The sequence below is a fragment of the Streptomyces sp. NPDC051051 genome (assembly GCF_040682975.1).
Lineage (GTDB): Bacteria > Actinomycetota > Actinomycetes > Streptomycetales > Streptomycetaceae > Streptomyces.
This window is the reverse complement of the sequence record NZ_JBFBCB010000010.1, coordinates 1-20,373: the sequence shown is the minus strand read 5'-3', so window position 1 is coordinate 20,373 and position 20,373 is coordinate 1. Positions and strand designations below refer to the sequence as shown.

Here is a 20,373-nt window from a genome sequence, read left to right as displayed (position 1 = left end):
ACTCCTAGGTGAGGTACTGACAGGTGGAGCGCGGGATGTAGGCGCCGTGACCGGCGCGACCGGTGTACTCCCGCTCGGTGATGACGGGCTCCCCCCGCGAGAGGACCGTCTCGACGCGGCCGGTGATCCGCTTGCCCTCGTACGCCGAGTAGTCGACGTTCATGTGGTGGGTCTCGGCGGAGACGGTCTGCTCCGCGTGCGGGTCGTAGATCACGACGTCCGCGTCGGCGCCCGGGGCGATGGTGCCCTTCTTCGGGTACATGCCGAACATGCGCGCCGGGGTGGCGCAGGCGATCTCGATCCAGCGGCGGCGCGAGATGTGTCCGTCGACGACGGCCTGGTGGAGCAGGTCCATGCGGTTCTCGACGCCCGGAAGACCGTTGGGGATCTTGGAGAAGTCGCCCCGGCCCAGCTCCTTCTGGCCCACGAAGCAGAAGGGGCAGTGGTCCGTCGACACCACCTGGAGGTCGTTGGTGCGCAGTCCCTGCCACAGCTTGGCCTGGTGTTCCCTGGGGCGCAGGGGCGTGCTGCACACGTACTTGGAGCCCTCGAAGCCGGGCTCGGCGAGGTTGTCGGTGGACAGGAACAGGTACTGCGGGCAGGTCTCGCCGAAGACGTTCAGCCCCTCGTCGCGCGCCCGGGCCAGTTCCGCGACCGCTTCCATCGCCGACACGTGCACCACGTAGAGGGGGGCGCCGGCGACCTGCGCGAGTTTGATGGCGCGGTGGGTCGCCTCGGCCTCCAGCAGCGCCTTGCGCACCTCGCCGTGGTGGCGGGGGTCGGTCTCGCCGCGGGCGAGGGCCTGCTCGACCAGGACGTCGATGGCGATGCCGTTCTCCGCGTGCATCATGATCAGGCCGCCGTTCTCGGCGGAGCGCTGCATGGCGCGCAGGATCTGGCCGTCGTCGCTGTAGAAGACGCCCGGATACGCCATGAACTGCTTGAAGGAGGTCACGCCCTCCTCCACCAGCAGGTCCATCTCCTTGAGCGTCTCCTGGTTCACGTCGGAGACGATCATGTGGAAGGCGTAGTCGATCGCGCAGTTGCCCTCGGCCTTGGCGTGCCAGGCGTCCAGGCCCGCGCGCAGAGTGTGTCCGACGCTCTGCACGGCGAAGTCGACGATCGTCGTGGTGCCGCCCCAGGCGGCCGCGCGGGTGCCGGTCTCGAAGGTGTCGGAGGCGAAGGTGCCGCCGAACGGCAGCTCCATGTGGGTGTGGGCGTCGACCCCGCCCGGGATGACGTACTTCCCGGTGGCGTCGATGACGTGTTCGGCGGACCAGGCCCGGGCGGCCGGGGTACCGGAGGCGGCGAGGGCGGCGATACGGCCGTCCTCGATCAGGACGTCGGCGTGGATCTCGTCGGACGCGGTGATGACGAGGCCACCCCGGATGACGGTTCGGCTGCTCATGCTCCCTCTCCTGCCGTGTTCAACACTTGCGTCGTGCCGGGGGGACCGCCGCCGGCCCGGCCCCGTGCGCCGGACCGGCGGCGGTCTCGGCCGGCTACGGAGCGGTCAGCGGCGGGTAGGCGTCGGGACGGCGGTCCCGGTAGAACTGCCAGCGGTCGCGGACCTCGCGCAGCTTGGCCATGTCCAGGTCGCGGACGACGAGTTCGCTCTCCTTGTCGCTCGCCACCTCGCCGACGAACTGCGCCTCCGGGTCCACGAAGTACGAGGTCCCGTAGAAGTCGTTGTCGCCCAGCTCCTCGACGCCGACCCGGTTGATCGCGCCGACGAAGTACTCGTTGGCCACGGCCGCCGCCGGCTGCTCCAGCTGCCACAGGTAGGCGGACAGGCCGCGCGAGGTGGCGGACGGGTTGAAGACGATCTCGGCGCCCGCCAGGCCCAGGGCGCGCCAGCCCTCGGGGAAGTGGCGGTCGTAGCAGATGTACACGCCGATCCTGCCCACGGCGGTGTCGAAGACCGGCCAGCCGACGTTGCCGGGACGGAAGTAGAACTTCTCCCAGAAGCCCTTCACCTGCGGGATGTGGTGCTTGCGGTACTTGCCGAGGTACGAGCCGTCGGCGTCGATCACCGCGGCGGTGTTGTAGAGGACGCCGGGCTGCTCCTCCTCGTACATCGGCAGCACCAGGACGATGCCGTGCTCGCGGGCGAGGGCCCGGAACCGCTCGACGATCGGCCCGTCGGGGATCCGCTCGGCGTACTCGTAGAACGCCGGGTCCTGGACCTGACAGAAGTACGGCCCGTAGAACAGCTCCTGGAAACACAGGACTCGGGCACCCTGGGCGGCCGCGTCGCGCACCGCCTGCTCGTGCACCCGGATCATCGACTCCTTGTCGCCGGTCCACGCGGTCTGGAAGACGGCGGCTCGGACCACTCTGCTCATCGGGACCTCCGGTCGCTCGGTGTGCGAGGAGCCTAGGAAGTCCGGAAGCAGGCTTTGAGGTGCACCGTGTCACGTCCGGGGGCATCCGGCGTGCCACGGTGTCACGACCTCGCCGACACATGTTTCACCACCGTTTTCCCAGGTCGTCGCATGTTTCACTGTTGTTGCGCGTCGTGCGCGAGGAGGGCGATGTGCACCGACGCGGCCTGCTCGAAGTCGTCGAGGTCCACGCCGAGCCGTGCCTGGACCGCCTCCAGCCGCCGGTACAGCGCGGGCCGTGACACGTGGTGGAGCTGGGCGGTGCGGGACTTGTTGCGGCCGGTGGCGAGGTAGGTGCGCAGGACGGCGAGCAGATCGTCGCCGGTCGCGCACAGCAGCCCGTCCAGTTCCCGTTCGGCGAAGGCCTGCACGTGCGGGTCGTCCCGCAACAGCCTTATCAGGCCACGCAGATGGACGTCCTTGAGGCGGACGACGGCCGGCAGGTCGAGGACGGCGGAGGAGTCGGCGACGGCGTCGGCGACGTGCCGGGCCTCGCGCAGCCCGGCGGGTACGTCGTCCCAGGCGGTGCGGGGGGCCGCGGCGGCCACGACGGTGCCGCTCTCCCCGCACTCGGTGCGCAGCCGGGCCGCGAAGTGCGCGGTGAGCGCCTCGGCGTCCTGGTCCCGGGCCAGGCTGAGCAGGACGGCGGTGGCGCCGTCGGCGAGTTCGGCGACCAGTCCGGCCATGCCCAGCAGGCGCAGCAGCCGCTCGAGTGAGGCGCGGTCGCCGTCGCGGACGACCAGGGGGACGAAGGTGCGCCGGTTGACCGGCAGTCCGGCGGCCCGCGCCCGGGGCAGCAGGTGGCGGGCCGCCACGACGCCGGAGACCAGGTCGGTGAGGAGGCCCTGCGCGGACTGCTCCTCCCAGGAGTGGGCGGAGGTGCCGCCGAGCATGCGGTGCAGGACGAGGGCCTCGGCGGCCCGGTCGGCGAGCAGCCGCCCGCCGACGGTGTCGCCGCGGTAGCCGCAGAGCATGATCTGTCCCCAGCGTTCGCCGCGTCCGCCCAGTTCGGCGCGGATCCAGCCGTCGCCCTCGGTGCCGCCGGCCTGCCGGGCGATGCGTTCCCAGTCGCGCAGCACGTCGTCGACCGCGGACCGCTCCCCCGCGGTGGCGAGGACCCGGTGGGCGAGGTTGGTGACGACGACGGGACAGCCGGTGTGGTGGGCGATCTCGTCGAGCAGGTGCTGCAGCGGCGCACCGGCGGTGATGAGTCCGGTGAGCGCGGTGCGTACGGCCTCGGAGAGGCTGACGGCGGCGAACTTGCGCCGCAGCAGGCGCGCCTGGACCTCCTCGGTGAGTTCCGCGAAGGGGAAGGGCCGGTGCAGGACGACCATGGGCAGTCCGCACCGTTCGGCGGCGCGCCGCATCATGTCCGGCGCGGCGGGGAAGGCCCGCCCGAGACCGAGGACGACGGCGGCGGCCTCCGCCCGGTGCAGCGAGCGGATGTACTCGGCCTGCGCGTTCTCGTCACCGGCGAGCAGCACGCCGGTGGTGAGGACCATCTCGCCGCCGCTGAGCATCACGCCGACGTCGGCGGCCTCGGCGACGTGCACCCAGCGCACGGGCCGGTCGAGCTGGGCCGCGCCGGCCACCACCTCGGGCTCCCCGGCCAGCACGCGTTCCAGCGCGAGGACCTGACGGACCGACAGGGCGGGTTCCAGGGGCTCGACGGGCCCCGGGTGCTCCCGGATGGTGGTGGTCATGGCGTGGTTCCCTTGGCTCAGGCGCCGCTGTGTGCGCTCGGGCGGTGCTGGTGCGTCAGGCACTGCCGGGTGCGCTCGGACACTGCGGTGCGACCGCTCGGGCGCTACCGCGTGCTTCTCAGCGCGCTGTCGAGGATCGCGGCGCCCTCCTCGGCCTCCGCGACGGTCAGGGACAGGGGCGGGGCGATGCGCAGGGCGCTGGTGCTGTGGCCGCCGCCCTTGCCGATCAGCAGGCCCTCGGCGCGGGCGGCCTCCAGGACGGCGGCGGCCCGGTCGGGGTCGGCCCGGTCGGTGCCGGGCTCGGTCAGCTCGATCCCGATCATCAGCCCGCGCCCGCGCACCTCGCGTACGCCCGGGTCCTGGGCGGCGGCGGCCCGCAGCCGTTCGATGAGCAGTCCGCCGACCCGCCGGGCGTTGCCCTGAAGGTCGTGCTCCAGCAGGTGGGTGAGGTTGGCGAGGCCGGCGGCCATGGTGACCTGGGTGCCGCCGAAGGTGGAGATGCTGTTGGCGTCGAGGCAGTTCATGATCTCGGAGCGGGCGATCACCCCGCCGACGGACATGCCGTTGCCGATGCCCTTGGCGAAGGTCACGATGTCGGGCGGGCCGTTGCGGTCGTGTGCCTGCCAGCCCCAGAAGTGGTCGCCGGTGCGGCCCCAGCCGGTCTGCACCTCGTCGGCGATCCACAGGATCCCGTGTGTGTCCAGCACTTCCCGGAACGCCGCGTACAGTCCGTCGGGCGGGGAGGTGAAGCCGCCGACGCCCTGGACCGGCTCGGCGATCAGGGCGGCGGGCGGCCGGGTGTGACCGAGCAGGTCCTTCAGGTCCTCGACGCAGGCCGCGATGAAGGCGGTGTCGTCGAGCGCGGCGTACGGGCCGCGGGTGCGCACGCCTCCGTGGACGTACAGCGTCTGGAGCGGGGACAGCGAGGTGGGCGACCAGCCGCGGTTGCCGGTGATGCCGACGGTGCTGAAGGAGCGTCCGTGGTAGCTGTTGCGCATCGCCAGGACCGTGTTGCTGCGCCGGTGGGTGGTGGCGAGCAGCAGGGCGGTGTCGTTGGCCTCGGTGCCGGAGGTGGTGAAGAAGACGCGGGCGTCCCGGATGCCGCTCAGCCGGGCGATGCGCTCGGCGAGTTCGACCATCGGGCGGTTGAGGTAGAGCGTGGAGGAGTGGATGATCCGTCCGGCCTGCTCGCTCACCGCCTTGGTGACCTCGGGCAGCGCGTGGGCGGTCATGGTCGTGAGGATGCCGCCGAAGAAGTCGAGGTACCTGTTCCCCTCGGCGTCCCACACGTGGCGGCCCTCGCCGTGGGTGATCTCCAGCGGCCGGTCGTAGTAGAGGGCGAGCCAGTCCGGCAGGACCCGGCGGTGGCGGGCGTGGAGGTCGTTCACGGCTGCACCAGCCCTTCGTAGGCGTCGGGACGGCGGTCGCGGTAGAAGGCCCACGTCTGCCGCACCTCCTCGACCAGGTCGAAGTCGAGGTCGCGGACGAGGAGTTCCTCGTCCTTGTCGCCGGCGGTCGCGCCGACGAACTGTCCGCGCGGGTCGACGAAGTAGGACGTGCCGTAGAAGTCGTTGTCGCCGTACTCCTCGACGCCGACCCGGTTGATGGCGGCGACGAAGTACTCGTTGGCCACGGCGGCCGCGGGCTGTTCGAGCTGCCAGAGGTGGGCGGAGAGCCCCCGGTGGGTCGCGGAGGGGTTGTAGACCAGCTGTGCGCCGCCCAGGCCGAGCTGGCGCCAGCCCTCCGGGAAGTGGCGGTCGTAGCAGATGTAGACGCCGACCTTGCCGACGGCGGTGTCGAAGACCGGCCAGCCGAGGTTGCCGGGGCGGAAGTAGTACTTCTCCCAGAAGCCCTTCACCTGCGGGATGTGGTGCTTGCGGTACTTGCCGAGGTAGGTGCCGTCGGCGTCGATCACGGCCGCGGTGTTGTAGTAGAAGCCGGACTGCTCGATCTCGAAGACCGGGACGACGATCACCATGCCCGTCTCGCGGGCCAGCTCCTGCATACGGCGCACGGTGGGCCCGTCGGGGACCGGCTCGGCCCAGCGGTAGTGCTCCGGCTCCTGCACCTGGCAGAAGTAGGGGGCGTTGAAGACTTCCTGGAAACCGATGATCCGCGCGCCCTGCCGGGCCGCCTCGCGGGCGTGCTCCTCGTGTTTCGCCACCATGGACTCGGTGTCGCCGGTCCAGGTGGCCTGGACCAGGGCGGCACGTACGACGTTGGCCATGAGCTGCTCCTTCGACGGAAGACGTCAGAGCCCTCTACGCCCGTAGACGCGGGCCGTAGAGGGACGAACGTAAGCCTCCGGGACGGGCTTGCCAAGACCATCGTCGTTAACCCGCGGAGTCGATCGCGTTTCACACTCAGGTGGGTGAGTCGTGGGCGTACGGCGTACCGGCGGGGCCGGGGCTCAGGTCGTGAAGCCGGCGACCCGCAGGGCGTGCACCAGGTCCCATTGCCGCTCGTCCGACACGCCGCGGGCTGCCTCCAGCAGCAGCGGAACCAGGAGCTGCGGGTCGGGGGCGACGCTGCGGGCCGCCTCCTCGGGGGTGCGGACGCGGACGTAGGCGTCCAGCAGCGCCTCCACCTCGCGGCGGCGGCCCTCGGCCGCCAGGGCGCCGACGGCCTCTCCGATCTCGCCGGCCGGACGGGCGACGCCCTGCCGCAGGATCCGCTCGCCGTCGGCCGTGCGGCCCGCTTCGACCAGGGCGTCCGCCGCGGCGACGAGCCGGTCGGCGGGCAGCGAGGCGGCCTCCCACAGCAGGGTCGTCCAGTCGGCGGTGAGCCCGGACCGCTGAAGGCCCTCGGCGAGCAGCGGGATCCGGGCGGCGGGCCAGTACGCCAGTTCGACGAGCAGCACGTGCGCCTCGCCGCTGCGGCCCTCGGCGCGGAACCGGGTCAGCCGTTCCACCGCCTCGGCGGTCTCCCTGCGGGCCGTCGCGTCCACCGGCCCGGCCGACGGCTCGGGCCGGTGCTGCGGCTCCTCGGCGGCGGCCCCGGCGAACCGGGCACCGCGCGGGGTGCGGCGGGTGCGCGGCGCGGGCGCCGGCGACGGTGTCCCGGCGGCGGGCGGTACGGCGACGGGGTCGGCCGCCCCCTCGGCCATCCCGGCGAACCGCGCACCGCCCCGGCGGCGCTTGCGCTGCCGGGGGACGGCGGCGGGGACGGCGTCGTCCGGGGCGGGCTCGCGGGCGACGGGTTCGGCGCGTGCCCGGTCGTGGGCGGACGGTGCCTCGTGGGAGTCGGCGCCGGCGTCCTCCGGGCCGCGGTCGGCGAAAGCGTCCGGGGCCGGCCCGGGGTCCGGAGATGCCGGGGAGTGCGGGGGGCGGCGGCCCTCTGCCCGGCCGGCGCCGCCCCCACCGCGTCGGTCGACGTCGGCCATGCGGCGGCGGAGTTCGGCGCAGCGGGCGGTGGCCCGTTCGTGGTCGTCGTGGGCCCAGGCCAGGTCGAGGCGGACGGCCTCGGCCTCCTCGCGGGTGGTCGCGGCGTCGAGGAGGCGGCCCAGCTCGGCCTGCCGGTCGGCGGCGTGGCGCTGTTCGCGGAGCATGACGTCGAGCCGGTCCCGGAGGGCGTCGCGGGCGCCGGGGCGGGTGTCGTGGGCGGCGAGGGCCGCGATGTGCAGGGGCCGGGCCCGTTCCGCCTCCCGGGCGGCGGCGGGGGTGCCGTAGTGCGCGGCGAGGTCCTGGAGGAGGGCCTCCACGACGTCCCAGGGCGGCACCTCACGGCCGTCGAGGCAGGCACGCATACCGTCCGGGTCGCGCTGCCAGAAGACCGCGCACCAGCCGGCGCCCTGGTCCAGGCGCGCCAGCAGTCCGTCCAGGTAGTTCGCGAACTCCCTCAGTTGCCCTGGGAGTTGATCCAAAGCCATCGCCCTGCTCCCGCCCGACCGGAACACTCCGGTCCGTAGGGAACACCATGCGTGTTACGGCGCGGCTACGGGGAGTTTTCGGAGAAGACGCGGCGATCTCCCGCCGCGCCGCCGACCGGTGGCTCCGACCGCCGACGGCTGACAGTCGGCGGTCGGCCGCCGGAGGGGACTCCCGTACGGCGGGGAACCGCTCAGGCGACCCGACCGACCGCGCCCGCCACGCCCTCCGCGTCGGCCACGCCCCCCTGCGGGACCGCCACCAGCGCGCACCGCGCCGCCAGTTCGTCCATGGACAGGCCGAGCGCACGGGCGAGGGCGGCGACGGTGAAGAAGGCCGGAGTCGGCGCCCGGCCGGTCTCGATCTTGCGGAGCGTCTCGGCGGAGATGCCGGCGCCCGCGGCGATCACGGCCATGCTGCGACCGCCTCGGGCCTCGCGGAGCAGCGCGCCGAGCCGCTCGCCGCGTTCGCGCTCTTCGGGGGTCAGCGGGGTGCGTACCATGGAGCCATTCTAATACCGGTATGAGAATTGGCGCGATGGCGTTGAAGACGGACACCGGTGGCGATCGCGGAAACGGGGCCGTGCGCGCCGAGCGGAGGACGACTCAGGACATGCCACCCCAAAAGGAACGTGTCATCGTGGTGTAGCCCGGCACGGACAGGAACCTCGTCGGCACCGGCAACGCAGTCGATGGAAACGGAACGCCATGACCAGCGGCTACATCGGCCCGGAGGGTGATCCCTTCGGTGAATTCCTGGCCCGCTTCTTCGGCGGGCCCCGCCCCGGCCCCCGCCAGATCAACATCGGCCAGCTCCTCAGCCAGCCGGCCAGGGAACTGGTCCGCGGCGCGGCCCAGTACGCCGCCGAGCACGGCAGCCGCGATCTGGACACCGAGCACCTGTTGCGCGCCGCCCTCGCGGCGGAGCCGACGCGCAGTCTGCTCAGCCGCGCCGGGGCGGACCCCGACTCCCTCGCGACGGAGATCGACGAGCGCTCGGGCCCCGTGCAGCACCCGCCGGGCGAAGTGCCGCCGCCCACCTCGCTGTCGCTGACGCCGGCCGCCAAGCGGGCCCTGCTGGACGCCCACGAGCTGGCGCGCTCGCGCGGCACCGGCTACATCGGCCCCGAGCACGTGCTGAGCGCGCTCGCCGCGAACCCGGACTCCGCGGCCGGGCACATCCTCAACGCGGCCCGCTTCGCGCCGTCCGCCGGCCCGTCCGAGCCCCCGGACGCCATGCCCGCGCAGTCCCGCCAGGACCGGCAGCGGCCCACCTCCACGCCCACCCTGGACAAGTACGGCCGGGATCTCACCGACCTGGCGCGCCAGGGCCGTATCGACCCGGTGATCGGCCGGGACGACGAGATCGAGCAGACGATCGAGGTGCTGTCCCGGCGCGGCAAGAACAACCCCGTGCTGATCGGTGACGCGGGGGTGGGCAAGACCGCGATCGTGGAGGGGCTCGCCCAGCGCATCGCGGACGGTGACGTGCCGGACGTGCTGGCCGACCGCCGGGTCGTCGCCCTGGACCTGACCGCCGTGGTGGCCGGCACCCGGTACCGAGGCGACTTCGAGGAGCGCCTCAACGCCATCGTGAACGAGATCCGCGAGCACTCCGACCGGCTCATCGTGTTCATCGACGAGTTGCACACGGTCGTGGGCGCGGGCGGCGGCGGCGAGTCGGGCTCGATGGACGCGGGCAACATCCTCAAGCCGGCACTGGCCCGCGGCGAGCTGCACGTCGTGGGCGCGACGACGCTGGAGGAGTACCGGCGGATCGAGAAGGACGCGGCGCTGGCCCGCCGGTTCCAGCCGATCCTGGTGCCGGAGCCGTCGGCCGCGGACGCGATCGAGATCCTGCGCGGTCTGCGCGACCGGTACGAGGCCCACCACCAGGTCCGCTACACCGACGAGGCGCTGGTGGCGGCCGTGGAGCTGTCCGACCGCTACCTCACCGACCGGCGGCTGCCCGACAAGGCCATCGACCTCATCGACCAGGCGGGCGCACGGGTGCGCCTCGGGGCCCGCAGGAAGGGCACGGACGTGCGCGCCATGGAGCGCGAGGTCGAACAGCTCACCCGTGACAAGGATCAGGCGGCGGCCGACGAGCAGTACGAGCAGGCCACCCGACTGCGCGACCGCATCGTCGAGTTGAAGCAGCGGATGGCGGACGCGGCCGGGGGCGGCGAGGTCGACGAGGGCCAGCACCTGGAGGTCACCACCGAGGCCGTCGCCGAGGTCGTCTCCCGGCAGACCGGCATCCCCGTCGCCAGTCTCACCCAGGAGGAGAAGGACCGGCTGCTCGGTCTGGAGCAGCATCTGCACGAGCGGGTCGTCGGCCAGGACGAGGCCGTGCGGGTCGTCTCGGACGCGGTGCTGCGCTCGCGTGCCGGGCTGTCGAGCCCGGACCGGCCGATCGGCAGCTTCCTGTTCCTCGGCCCGACCGGCGTCGGCAAGACCGAACTGGCCCGCGCGCTCGCCGAGGCGCTGTTCGGCAGCGAGGAGCGGATGATCCGCCTGGACATGAGCGAGTACCAGGAGCGGCACACCGTGAGCCGCCTGGTGGGCGCCCCGCCCGGTTACGTCGGCCACGAGGAGGCGGGCCAGCTGACCGAGGCGGTGCGCCGGCACCCGTACTCGCTGCTGCTGCTCGACGAGGTGGAGAAGGCCCACCCGGACGTCTTCAACATCCTGCTCCAGGTCCTCGACGACGGGCGGCTGACCGACGCACAGGGCCGCACGGTCGACTTCACCAACACGGTGATCGTGATGACCAGCAACCTGGGTTCGGAGGCGATCACGCGGCGCGGTGCCGGCATCGGTTTCGGGGCCGGCGGTGCGGACGCGGACGAGGAGGCGCGCCGGGAGCAGGTCATGCGCCCGCTGCGCGAGCACTTCCGGCCGGAGTTCCTCAACCGCATCGACGAGATCGTCGTCTTCCGGCAGCTCAGCACCGACCAACTGCGGCGGATCACCGACCTGTTGCTGGAGGGGACCCGCCGGCTGGTGCACTCGCAGGGCATCACCGTGCGGTTCTCCCCCGGCGCCGTCGACTGGCTCGCCGAGCGCGGGTACCAGCCCGAGTACGGCGCCCGCCCGCTGCGCCGCACCATCCAGCGCGAGGTCGACAACCGGTTGTCGCGGCTGCTGCTCGACGGGCGGGTCCAGGAGGGCGCCGCCGTGACGGTCGACGTCGAGGACGGGCGGCTCGCGTTCCGCACGAGCCGCGACGAGCCGCCCGCTCCCGAACGGTGAGGCCGTCGGCCTGAGACGGTCGGGAGCGGGCGGCGTGGTGCCGCCGGCGTCCTACGGCGCCGGCAGCACCACCTGCGCCGAACCGCCGCCCCGCCGCACGGTCTCGGCCGCCGCCAGCCACTTGCCGTTCGGCAGCCGCTGCACGCCGGTCGTGGCGCCGATCTCCGGGTTGAGCTTGAACGAGTGCCCGATGGCCGCCAGTTGTCCGGCGAGTTCGCTGTCGTAGAGGCCGGGTTCGAGTTCCGTCTGGGCGGCGTTGCGCTGGCTGGCGCGGGGTGCCGCGATGGCGTCCACGAGCGGGAGCCCGCGGTCGAGGAACCCGGTGAGGGTCTGGAGCACGGTGGTGATGATGGTGGCGCCGCCGGGCGAACCGAGGGCCACCACCGGCCGGTGGTGCCGGTCGAGGACGATGGTCGGCGAGATCGACGAGCGCGGCCGCTTGCCCGGACCGGGCAGGTTCGGGTCGTGCACGGCCGGATTCGCCGGGGCGAAGGAGAAGTCCGTCAGCTCGTTGTTGAGGATGAATCCGCGGCCGGGGACGGTGATGCCGCTGCCGCCGGTCTGCTCGATGGTGAGCGTGTAGGAAACGACGTTCCCCCACTTGTCGGCGACCGTCAGGTGGGTGGTGTTCTCGCCCTCGTACGTCGTCGGCGCCGCCGTGCCGCCGCCGGCACAGGCCGCCGGGTGGCGCGGGTCGCCCGGTGCGAGGGGGCTGGTCAGCACCGCGTCGTCCCTGATCAGGCACTCCCGCGAGTCGGCGTACCGCTGCGACAGCAGCTCCTTCGCCGGTACGTCCTCGAAGGCGGGGTCGCCGACCCAGCGCCCGCGGTCGGCGAAGGCGATGCGGCTGGCCTCGATGAACCGGTGCAGGTACTGGGCCCGGCTCGCCTTGGACAGGTCGGTCCGCTCCAGGATGTTGAGGGCCTCGCCGACGGTCGTGCCGCCGGAGGAGGAGGGGGCGATGGAGTACACGCCGAGGCCGCGGTAGGTGGTCTCGGTGGGCTCCTGGAGCTTGGCGCGGTAGGCGGCGAGGTCCTTCGCGGACAGTTCGCCGGGCCGGGCGTTCCAGCCCGAATCCGGGTCCACGGGAGGCTTGTTGACGGTGTCGACGATGTCCTCGGCGATGTCGCCCCGGTAGAGGGCGCCGACCCCCTTGCGCCCCAGCTCGGCGTAGGTGCGGGCGAGATCGGGATTCTTGAAGGTGGAGCCGACGACCGGGAGTTGTCCGCCGGGCAGGAACAGCTCGGCGGTGTCGGGGAAGTAGCGGAAGCGGGTCTCGTTGGCGGCGGTCTGGCTGCGGAAGGTGGCGTCGACGGTGAAGCCGTCCCGGGCGAGGCGCTCGGCGGGCTTGAGCACCGTGCCGAGCTTCCTGCTGCCCCACCGGTCGAGGGCCGTCGCCCAGGTGGCGGGCGTGCCCGGGGTGCCGACGGCGAGGCCGCTGCTGACGGCGTCGGCGAAGGCGAGGGGCTTGCCGTTCTCGACGAAGAGGCCCGCGTCGGCGGTCAGCGGTGCGGTCTCCCGGCCGTCGATCGTGCGCACGGTGCGGGACTTGGCGTCGTAGTAGACGAAGTAGCCGCCTCCGCCGATGCCGGAGGAGTAGGGCTCGGTGACGCCGAGGGCGGCGGCGGTGGCGACGGCCGCGTCGACCGCGTTGCCGCCCTTGCGCAGGACCTCGATGCCGGCCGCGGAGGCATCCGCGTCGACACTGGCCACGGCGCCGCCGTAGCCCACGGCGACGGGCACCTTCTCGGCCGGTGCCTTCCCGACGGCCGGCTTTCCGACGGCGGCGGGTGGCGCCGCCGCCCCCACCGAGACCACGGCGGCCGAAACCGCCAGGACCGACAGTTTCCGCGCGGCCGACAGTTTCCGCGCGACAGAGCGACGCATCCGTACCTCCAGTCCGGGAACGTCCGCGCAGCGTAACCACAACACCGGTGCCCCGACAGCCCTCTTCCGGGCCGTGTCGTGCGACTGTCACACATCGAACACGGGTACGTTCCGGCCATGGGACCCCACCACTATGCGCGCCCATGAATGACGACGTGCGCAACATCGTTCTGGGCGTGGTCGCGGCCGGCATCAGTGCCGTGCTCGGCTGGGTGGCCCGCACCTACCTCTGGCGGCGGAAACTACGCCGCAAGCAGGCCTTCTTCGGGCTGCCGGACAACTCGGAGTGCCTGCTCGTCGTCAACCGCGATCCGGCGACCTCGGAGCCGGCGGTCCACCGCATCGACGTCTTCGCGCTCCTGGAGCTGTCCGCGCTGATCAAGGACTGCGGCGCCAACGTCCAGGTGGTCACGCAGGACACGGCCCAGCAGGGCTTCGGGGAGCGCACCGAGTTCTGCGTCGGCGGCCCCGCCTCCAACCGGCGCATGATGGCGCACATGTCGGCGATGCTGCCCGGGGTGCGGGTCAACGTCGATGCCGAACCGGGCCCGGACCGGAGCGCGTTCCAGATCGGTACCGAACGCCACCGGCTGGAGGCAGGCGTCACCGAGTACGTGCTGCTGGCCCGGCTCACCGCCGCCCAACGCCGGGACGCGCGGCCGGTGTTCCTCTTCTGCGGCCAGCGCGCGATCACCAACCAGGCCGCCACCCGCTACCTGGCCCGCAACCACGAGCGCCTGTACCGCAAGCACGGGAACAACTCCTTCGTGCTGCTGCTGAAGGTCGTCAACTCCCAGGCGTACGGCCCCGACGTGGTGGAGCTGGTCGCCGACGTGACGCGGGCGGCCCAGACGCCGCTGCCCGCGCAGTCCGTCTCCCCCCGCACCTCGCACCGCGCGTCCTGAACCCCGCCGCCGGCAAGCCGTGCGGCGCGGGCCGGGAGCCGTCGTCCACGGCGTACGACGTCCCGACGGGGCACCGGCCGGCCGGGGGTGTCGACACGGTCGACCCGCTCCCCGACGAGCACAACCCGTCCGGCGCGCGGCTGACCTTCTCCTCGCCGGCGAACGACCCGTGGTACGGGGCGATTCCGCCGTGCGAACAGTGATCTCCGGCCGGCGCCGGGCGGGTATGGCTCCTTGAGTGCTGCCCCTGCGGCCCGGACGAACGACCCATCCTAGACGAGGGCCGCCGGGGGGTCATGGCGGGCGTGCACAGTTCTAATGCTTGAGGATCTTGGAGAGGAAGTCCTTGGCCCGGTCGCTGCGCGGATCGGTGAAGAACTCCTCCGGGCTGCGGTCCTCGACGATGCGTCCGTCGGCCATGAAGACCACGCGGTTCGCGGCCGAGCGGGCGAAGCCCATCTCGTGGGTGACGACGACCATCGTCATGCCGTCCCGGGCGAGCTGCTGCATGACCTCCAGCACCTCGTTGATCATCTCCGGGTCCAGGGCGGAGGTCGGCTCGTCGAACAGCAGCGCCTTGGGCTCCATGGCGAGGGCCCGGGCGATCGCCACGCGCTGCTGCTGGCCGCCGGAGAGCTGTGCGGGGTACTTGTCGGCCTGATCGGCCACACCGACCCGGTCGAGCAGGGCACGGGCTTTCTCCTCGGCCTTCGCCTTGTCGGCCTTGCGGACCTTGATCTGGCCCAATGTCACGTTCTGCAGCACGGTCTTGTGCGCGAACAGGTTGAACGACTGGAAGACCATGCCGACGTCGGCGCGCAGCCGCGCCAGTTCCCTCCCCTCCGTCGGCAGCGGTCTGCCGTCCAGCAGGATCGTGCCGGACTGGATGGGCTCCAGCCGGTTGATCGCCCGGCAGAGCGTCGACTTGCCCGACCCCGACGGGCCGATGACCACGACCACCTCCCCCTTGCCGACCGTGAGGTCGATGTCCTGGAGGACATGCAGCTCCCCGAAGTACTTGTTGACGTCACGCAGCTCGATCAACGGATCGACGGCCATGCGCAGCCCTACTCACTCTCGGCTGTCCCGTGCTGCCGCAAACTATCCAGACAAAACGGACCTACGGACACGACACGCACCTTTCGGGCATTAGCCGTATTTACGCCCTGCCGCAGACCGCCGCCCCGCACCCCCGCCGCACGCCTCCGCCTCGCGCCTCAGACCTCCGCCACCTCGCCGTAGTGCTGGGACAGCTCCGGGACACCGTTCACGGCCCACTCCTGCCCGGCGGTCACCACGTCGAACTCCCGGCCCGACGCGAGCCGTACGACGGGCTGGCCGCCGGGCCAGACCTCCCAGGCGGCGCCGGGGACGGTGCGCACGATGACCGTGCCGAGGTAGAGGCCCGCGTCGTTGCCCAGCCAGGGCAGGTTCTCCTCGTCGTCGCGCCAGCGCGGCAGCAGCTGGTCGAGCGCCTCCAGCGAGGCCGGTGTGTCGTCGAGCCGGATCCCCTCCCGCTCCGCCAGGGTGCGCAGCAGCTCGCACTCGGAGAGGAGTTCGGCGACCCCTTCGGGGTCCGCGGCGGTCAGCGTCGCCTCGGCGTGCTTCTTGCGCCTGCTGCCCAGGAAAGGGATGTTCATACGCCCAGCGTGACATTCACACCGGCGCGCGCACCACAGGCGCGCGGACAGCCGCGAGCGGCCGGATTCCCCTCCCCCGCCCGCGCGGTGGATCGACCGGCACGCGGCGCTTTCACGACCGTCGCGGCGTCCGGACGATCGACCGGACGGACGGGAGCAGACGGCACGGGCGGAGGCGGGACGGGCGGAGGGAGTCGCCGCCTCCGGACGGGGTCGGTACGTGCGGCGGCCGTCGCGTGGGGCTCCCGGGCCGGCCCCGGTCGTCGGCCCGGCCCCCCTCGCCGGCCGGCACCCCGCGCGCGGGTCTACACGTCGAGGTCGACGACGACCGGCGCGTGGTCCGAGGCGCCCTTGCCCTTGCGCTCCTCGCGGTCGACGTAGGAGTCCTTCACGGCCTTGGCGAAGGACGCGTTGCCGTAGACCAGGTCGATGCGCATGCCGCGGTTCTTGGGGAAGCCGAGCTGGCGGTAGTCCCAGTAGGTGAACGGGTGGTCGTACTTCAGGGGGCGCGGGACGACGTCGGAGAGGCCCGTCTCGCGCAGGGCGGCGAGGGCGGCGCGCTCGGCGGGGGTGACGTGGGTGGAGCCCTCGAAGACGGCCACGTCGAACACGTCGTCGTCGGTCGGGGCCACGTTGTAGTCGCCCAGCACGGCGAAGGGGCGGCTGCCTCCCGCGTCACCGGCGACGGCGGCCCGGAGGGCCTCGAACCACCGCAGCTTGTAGGCGTAGTGCGGGTGGTCCACCTCCCGGCCGTTGGGGACGTAGACCGACCAGAGGCGGACCGGACCGCAGGTCGCGGAGATCGCGCGGGGCTCGGCGGCGCCCTCGTACCCCGGATCGCCGGGCAGGCCCTTGACCACGTCCTCGAGGCCGACCCGGGAGACCAACGCCACGCCGTTCCACCGTCCGGTGGCGTTGACCGCCGCCTCGTAGCCCAGCTCGCGCAGCTGGTCGAACGGGAACTGCGCCTCGGCGACCTTGGCCTCCTGGAGGCAGAGCACGTCGGTGCCGCTGCTCTCCAGCCAGGCCAGGAGCCTCGGCAGGCGGGCGGTGATCGAGTTCACGTTCCAGGTCGCGATGCGCATGACCGACAACTTACCCGCAGGGTCCGACAACGCCCTCGCTCAGATCTGCGCCGAAGCCCCTGACGCCAGCCGCTGGTGGTCCGCGCCGCCGAGATTGCCCAGGTGGGTGTCGTAGATCGGGCGGGCGAGGTCGGTGAGGAGGGCGTCGTGGATGTCGTAGACCCGCCGCGGCCGCACCTCCCTGACGTACTCGATCACCTCGGCGATCTTGTTCCAGGGGGCCATGACCGGGGCGAGGAGGGTCTCCACCGGGTGGTCGGGGACGGTGAGGGCGTCGCCGGGGTGGAAGACGCGGCCGGCGTCGATCAGGAAGCCGACGTTGGTGACGCGCGGCAGGTCCGGGTGGATCACCGCGTGCAGTTCGCCGTGGACCTGGACGTCGAAGCCCGCCGCGGTGAAGGCGTCCCCGTGGCCGACGGTGTGGACGCGTCCCGGGAAGGCGCTCGCGATCTTCTCCGCGACCGACCGGAGGGTCCAGATCTCGGCGGCCGGGTCGGCCTCCAGGGCCGCCCGCAGCCGCTCCTCGCTGAAGTGGTCGGGGTGCTCGTGCGTGACGAGGATCGCGTCCGCGCCGAGCGCGGCGTCCGCCTCGGTGAACCCGCCCGGGTCGAGGACGAGGGTGCGGCCGTCCTTCTCCAGGCGGACGCAGGCGTGCGACTTCTTCGTGAGCTTCACGGAAAGGGGCGTCATGGGGGTCTCGGGAGTCCTGGGCCGGTCGGGGGTGGTGGGCCGGTCGGGGGTGGTGGGGGTCATGGACCCATCCTGCCTCCGCCGGGCGGGCGGCTCACTCGGTGGGCGTCGTCTCCTCCCGGATGACCTCCTGCGCCACGCGGAACGCCCGGTTCGCGGCGGGTACGCCGCAGTAGACCGCCGTCTGGAGCAGCACCTCCTTGATCTCGTCCGGGGTGAGGCCGTTGCGCAGGGCGGCACGGGTGTGGGCGGCCAGCTCGTCGAGGTGCCCGCCGGCCACCAGCGCGGTCAGGGCGACGCAGGAGCGCGAGCGCCGGTCGAGGCCGGGGCGGTCCCAGATCTCGCCCCAGGAGTAACGGGTGATCAGCTCCTGGAAGTCACCCGAGAAGTCGTCGGCCTGCGCCAGCGCCCGGTCCACGTGGGCGTCGCCGAGGACCTCGCGCCGCACCTTCAGCCCGGCGTCGTACGGGTCGGGGCGGCCCATGACCTGCGGGGGCACGACCACGGGGGCGGGCGCGATCTCGGCGATCGGCGCGGCCTGCGGCGGCGCGGGCTGCACCGGCCTGAGGGAGACGCCGGGGACGGCGGTCTGGCCCGTGCTGTGCTCGTACGCCGGCTGCCAGGCGGTGGAGAAGTGCCGGACCAGCAGATCGGTGACGGCGGCGGGCTGCTCGACCGGCACCAGGTGGGAGGCGCCGGGCACGACGGCGAGCCGGGCGTCCGGGATGCCCGCGACGAGGGTGCGGGCCTCGGCGGGGCCGGTGACCTGGTCGTCCGAGCCGACGAGGACCAGCGTCGGCACGCCGACCATGCCGAGTTCGGCCCGCACGTCGAAGGAGGCGAGCGCCTCGCAGGCCGCGATGTAGCAGCCGGGGTCGGTGGTGCGCACCATCTGTACGGCCCACTCGGTGATCGCGGGCTGGGCTGCGGCGAAGCCGCTGGTGAACCAGCGGTCGGGCGAGGTGCGGGCGATGGGGTCGAGACCGTTGGTCCGTACGATCACCCCTCGCTGCCGGAACTCGTCCGCCGTGCCGAACCGCGGCGAGGCCGCGATCAGCGCGAGCGAGGCGAGCCGCTCGGGGCGACGCAGCGCCAGCTCCACACCGACCGCGCCCCCGAGCGCACAACCCGCGTAGCCGAAGCGCTGCACGCCGAGCGCGTCGAGCGTGGCGAGCAGCCGCTCGGCGAGGTCGCCGACGGAAGCCGCCGGATAGGCCGGCGCCCCGCCGTGACCGGGCAGGTCGAACCGGAAGATCCGCCACTGCTGGGCCAGTTCGGGAACCTGGCGGTCCCACATGTGCCATGTGGTGCCCAGTGAGGGACCCAGGATCAGCACGGGCGCGTCTTCCGGCCCGTCAAAGCGGTATTGCAGGGTGTTCGGTGGTGTCTCGCTCACCCGTCAGACCCTCTCATCTCTCACACGCCCCTATAACAGGGGGTTGGTAGACACCGTCCTGACCAGGTGGAAGACCTCGCGGGCGGCATATCGCTTCAGGCAACGGATGATCTCACGGCGGGTCTTGCCCTCCTGGGTGCGGCGTTCGTCGTACGCCTGGGTGCGGGGGTCGAAGCGCAGCCGGGTGAACACGATGCGGTGCGGGGCCGCGTCGGCCTGCCGGTCGCCGCCATGGTTGAGCCGACGCCAGGTCCGGCGGCCCGAGGAGTGCCCGACGGGACTGACGCCGCACAGGGCGGCGAAGGACGCCTCGGTGTTCAGCCGCTCGGGGGTGTCTCCCATGGTGATCAGCAAGGTGGCGGCGCTGTCCGGGCCGATGCCCACCGGCACGAGCAGCCGCGGGGCGTGGCACCGGGAGACCACGGCAGCGACATGAACCTCGCCGTGCGTGTCCACGCCCGGCACGACCTCGCTCGGAACGGGAGGACCCGTGCTGGAGGAGGTGCTGCGCTGTCTGGTCGTCATGGTGGTTCGCCTGCCGCGTGGTGACGTGCTGGGTGGACAGCACCGGCCCGATCGGGCGGTCCGGACCGTGAGGGCGCCTGATGGACGGCAAGGCCCCCACGGCGACAAGCCCCTGTGGCTCGGTACCGGCAGGCGCCATCCCGCAACGACAGTCGACAAGCCCGTGACGGGACACTTCGGTCATAGATCTCATGAGCCAGACCCCCGTCCTGGACGGCACTGCGCCACCGTCCCATCGATCTCGGCACAACGGCATGACTCGATCACTGCCGGACGACTTCGTCCGAACCGGCGCTCAACCCGGCCTGGGCGGGCCGACAATGAGTTGACTCTTCGTCCACTCGTGACCGGCATTGACGGACAGCCGGGTGGCCACGGCGGGCGGGTATGCGGGCGCGGTCCCGGTCCGCACTGCACCGACGCGGTGGTAGAAGTCCTCGGCGGGAGGATGCGACACGGTCGAGCCCGGCGGCACGGGCCTCGGACTGCATGTGCGCAACGAGCCGTCGTCCAGTACCCCGTCCTTGCGCTTCGTCGGCGACGAACAGCAGATCGATCTCCGGTGGAGCGAGGACCAGCGAGTAGAACCCGAGGACCCGGCCTCCATGTTCGTCGTCGGCGCCGACGGCTACGAAGGCGCGGTGGGCCTCGATGTGATCAGGACCGACCCGGTGGCCCTAGACTGCGGCTGCGTACTCACCCGCGTAGGCGCACGAGCCGCGTGAGCCGTTCGGCATCCCGCGCGACGGCCCTCCGTATCGTGATCGGCTGGCTGATCGGGGAAGTGCGCGAACTCATCGGGAAAGCATGTCGCACCGAGGTCCCCTCAGGATGTTCCTCGGCGGGGCCTCGCCGTCTCACCCGCTGCCACAGAGAGATCACACAGGCAACGGATCATCTCGTTCCGCTCTACGGGTAACGTCGAGGTATGAGTCATCCACACCCCGAACTGAAAGCCGCCCCTCCCCTGCCCGAAGGAGGGCTGCGAGTCATCGCCCTGGGCGGTCTGGGTGAGATCGGCCGCAACATGACCGTCTT

At 72.3% G+C, this 20,373-nt stretch carries 15 protein-coding genes and 3 pseudogenes; 3 read left to right on the top strand and 15 right to left on the bottom strand.

Going from position 1 to position 20,373, the window contains the following annotated elements:
• Positions 1-4: 4 nt before the first annotated feature.
• The 7 genes from hydA to AB0N31_RS10180 all read right to left on the bottom strand — a co-directional run bounded on the left by hydA (position 5) and on the right by AB0N31_RS10180 (position 8,455).
• Positions 5-1,408 (bottom strand): dihydropyrimidinase, encoded by a 1,404-nt coding sequence (gene hydA, locus AB0N31_RS10210; protein WP_366057950.1) that lies wholly within the window; start codon positions 1,406-1,408, stop codon positions 5-7.
• Positions 1,409-1,502: 94 nt separating this feature from the next.
• Entirely contained in the window at positions 1,503-2,345 is an 843-nt protein-coding gene (locus tag AB0N31_RS10205; RefSeq protein ID WP_366057949.1) for a nitrilase-related carbon-nitrogen hydrolase, read from the bottom strand.
• Between the two features lie 155 nt (positions 2,346-2,500).
• The gene (locus AB0N31_RS10200; RefSeq protein WP_366057948.1) at positions 2,501-4,087 is read right to left on the bottom strand and encodes a PucR family transcriptional regulator ligand-binding domain-containing protein; all 1,587 of its coding nucleotides are present in this window, start codon (positions 4,085-4,087) and stop codon (positions 2,501-2,503) included.
• Positions 4,088-4,191: 104 nt separating this feature from the next.
• Positions 4,192-5,475, bottom strand: a complete 1,284-nt coding sequence (locus tag AB0N31_RS10195; RefSeq protein ID WP_366057947.1) for an aspartate aminotransferase family protein — start codon at positions 5,473-5,475, stop codon at positions 4,192-4,194.
• A complete protein-coding gene (locus AB0N31_RS10190; RefSeq protein ID WP_366057946.1) occupies positions 5,472-6,314 on the bottom strand; it encodes a nitrilase-related carbon-nitrogen hydrolase in 843 nt (280 codons plus the stop codon). The genes AB0N31_RS10195 and AB0N31_RS10190 overlap by 4 nt, the downstream gene beginning before the upstream one ends.
• Positions 6,315-6,497: 183 nt before the next feature.
• The gene (locus tag AB0N31_RS10185; protein ID WP_366057945.1) at positions 6,498-7,955 is read right to left on the bottom strand and encodes a hypothetical protein; all 1,458 of its coding nucleotides are present in this window, start codon (positions 7,953-7,955) and stop codon (positions 6,498-6,500) included.
• Positions 7,956-8,146: 191 nt separating this feature from the next.
• Positions 8,147-8,455 (bottom strand): helix-turn-helix transcriptional regulator, encoded by a 309-nt coding sequence (locus tag AB0N31_RS10180; protein ID WP_366057944.1) that lies wholly within the window; start codon positions 8,453-8,455, stop codon positions 8,147-8,149.
• A gap of 205 nt (positions 8,456-8,660) precedes the next feature.
• Here AB0N31_RS10180 and AB0N31_RS10175 point away from each other — a divergent pair, with 205 nt between their 5' ends.
• Positions 8,661-11,207, top strand: coding sequence for an ATP-dependent Clp protease ATP-binding subunit (locus AB0N31_RS10175; protein WP_366057943.1), 2,547 nt, complete (start codon positions 8,661-8,663; stop codon positions 11,205-11,207).
• Positions 11,208-11,258: 51 nt separating this feature from the next.
• Here AB0N31_RS10175 and ggt read toward each other — a convergent pair whose 3' ends face one another.
• Positions 11,259-13,094, bottom strand: a complete 1,836-nt coding sequence (ggt, locus tag AB0N31_RS10170) for a gamma-glutamyltransferase (RefSeq protein WP_366057942.1) — start codon at positions 13,092-13,094, stop codon at positions 11,259-11,261.
• Positions 13,095-13,237: 143 nt separating this feature from the next.
• Here ggt and AB0N31_RS10165 point away from each other — a divergent pair, with 143 nt between their 5' ends.
• Complete coding sequence (locus AB0N31_RS10165) at positions 13,238-13,999, top strand: hypothetical protein (protein ID WP_366057941.1); 762 nt, start codon at positions 13,238-13,240, stop codon at positions 13,997-13,999.
• A 44-nt stretch (positions 14,000-14,043) separates the two neighbouring features.
• Positions 14,044-14,202: pseudogene (locus AB0N31_RS10160) on the top strand (acyl esterase); the annotation flags it as partial.
• Between the two features lie 112 nt (positions 14,203-14,314).
• Here AB0N31_RS10160 and AB0N31_RS10155 read toward each other — a convergent pair.
• The 7 genes and pseudogenes from AB0N31_RS10155 to AB0N31_RS10125 all read right to left on the bottom strand — a co-directional run bounded on the left by AB0N31_RS10155 (position 14,315) and on the right by AB0N31_RS10125 (position 20,133).
• On the bottom strand, positions 14,315-15,058 hold the full coding sequence (locus AB0N31_RS10155; RefSeq protein ID WP_366057940.1) for an amino acid ABC transporter ATP-binding protein: 744 nt from the start codon (positions 15,056-15,058) through the stop codon (positions 14,315-14,317).
• A gap of 158 nt (positions 15,059-15,216) precedes the next feature.
• The gene (locus AB0N31_RS10150) at positions 15,217-15,639 is read right to left on the bottom strand and encodes a DUF6278 family protein (RefSeq protein WP_366057939.1); all 423 of its coding nucleotides are present in this window, start codon (positions 15,637-15,639) and stop codon (positions 15,217-15,219) included.
• Between the two features lie 305 nt (positions 15,640-15,944).
• The gene (locus tag AB0N31_RS10145) at positions 15,945-16,724 is read right to left on the bottom strand and encodes an exodeoxyribonuclease III (protein ID WP_366057938.1); all 780 of its coding nucleotides are present in this window, start codon (positions 16,722-16,724) and stop codon (positions 15,945-15,947) included.
• Positions 16,725-16,763: 39 nt separating this feature from the next.
• Positions 16,764-17,399 (bottom strand): MBL fold metallo-hydrolase, encoded by a 636-nt coding sequence (locus tag AB0N31_RS10140; protein ID WP_366058062.1) that lies wholly within the window; start codon positions 17,397-17,399, stop codon positions 16,764-16,766.
• Positions 17,400-17,508: 109 nt separating this feature from the next.
• Complete coding sequence (gene pcaC / locus AB0N31_RS10135; RefSeq protein ID WP_366057937.1) at positions 17,509-18,810, bottom strand: 4-carboxymuconolactone decarboxylase; 1,302 nt, start codon at positions 18,808-18,810, stop codon at positions 17,509-17,511.
• 30 nt (positions 18,811-18,840) lie between these two features.
• Positions 18,841-19,188 (bottom strand): annotated as a pseudogene (locus AB0N31_RS10130) (IS110 family transposase); the annotation flags it as partial.
• Positions 19,189-19,630: 442 nt separating this feature from the next.
• A pseudogene (locus AB0N31_RS10125) lies at positions 19,631-20,133 on the bottom strand (GNAT family N-acetyltransferase).
• Positions 20,134-20,373 lie beyond the last annotated feature (240 nt).

What these genes read in the sequence shown, in the direction of transcription:
- hydA (WP_366057950.1), bottom strand. Translation starts at nt 1,408, where the DNA reads ATGAGCAGCCGAACCGTCATCCGGGGTGGCCTCGTCATCACCGCGTCC.
- AB0N31_RS10205 (WP_366057949.1), bottom strand. Translation starts at nt 2,345, where the DNA reads ATGAGCAGAGTGGTCCGAGCCGCCGTCTTCCAGACCGCGTGGACCGGC.
- AB0N31_RS10200 (WP_366057948.1), bottom strand. Translation starts at nt 4,087, where the DNA reads ATGACCACCACCATCCGGGAGCACCCGGGGCCCGTCGAGCCCCTGGAA.
- AB0N31_RS10190 (WP_366057946.1), bottom strand. Translation starts at nt 6,314, where the DNA reads ATGGCCAACGTCGTACGTGCCGCCCTGGTCCAGGCCACCTGGACCGGC.
- AB0N31_RS10185 (WP_366057945.1), bottom strand. Translation starts at nt 7,955, where the DNA reads ATGGCTTTGGATCAACTCCCAGGGCAACTGAGGGAGTTCGCGAACTAC.
- AB0N31_RS10180 (WP_366057944.1), bottom strand. Translation starts at nt 8,455, where the DNA reads ATGGTACGCACCCCGCTGACCCCCGAAGAGCGCGAACGCGGCGAGCGG.
- AB0N31_RS10175 (WP_366057943.1), top strand. Translation starts at nt 8,661, where the DNA reads ATGACCAGCGGCTACATCGGCCCGGAGGGTGATCCCTTCGGTGAATTC.
- ggt (WP_366057942.1), bottom strand. Translation starts at nt 13,094, where the DNA reads ATGCGTCGCTCTGTCGCGCGGAAACTGTCGGCCGCGCGGAAACTGTCG.
- AB0N31_RS10165 (WP_366057941.1), top strand. Translation starts at nt 13,238, where the DNA reads ATGAATGACGACGTGCGCAACATCGTTCTGGGCGTGGTCGCGGCCGGC.
- AB0N31_RS10155 (WP_366057940.1), bottom strand. Translation starts at nt 15,058, where the DNA reads ATGGCCGTCGATCCGTTGATCGAGCTGCGTGACGTCAACAAGTACTTC.
- AB0N31_RS10150 (WP_366057939.1), bottom strand. Translation starts at nt 15,639, where the DNA reads ATGAACATCCCTTTCCTGGGCAGCAGGCGCAAGAAGCACGCCGAGGCG.
- AB0N31_RS10145 (WP_366057938.1), bottom strand. Translation starts at nt 16,724, where the DNA reads ATGCGCATCGCGACCTGGAACGTGAACTCGATCACCGCCCGCCTGCCG.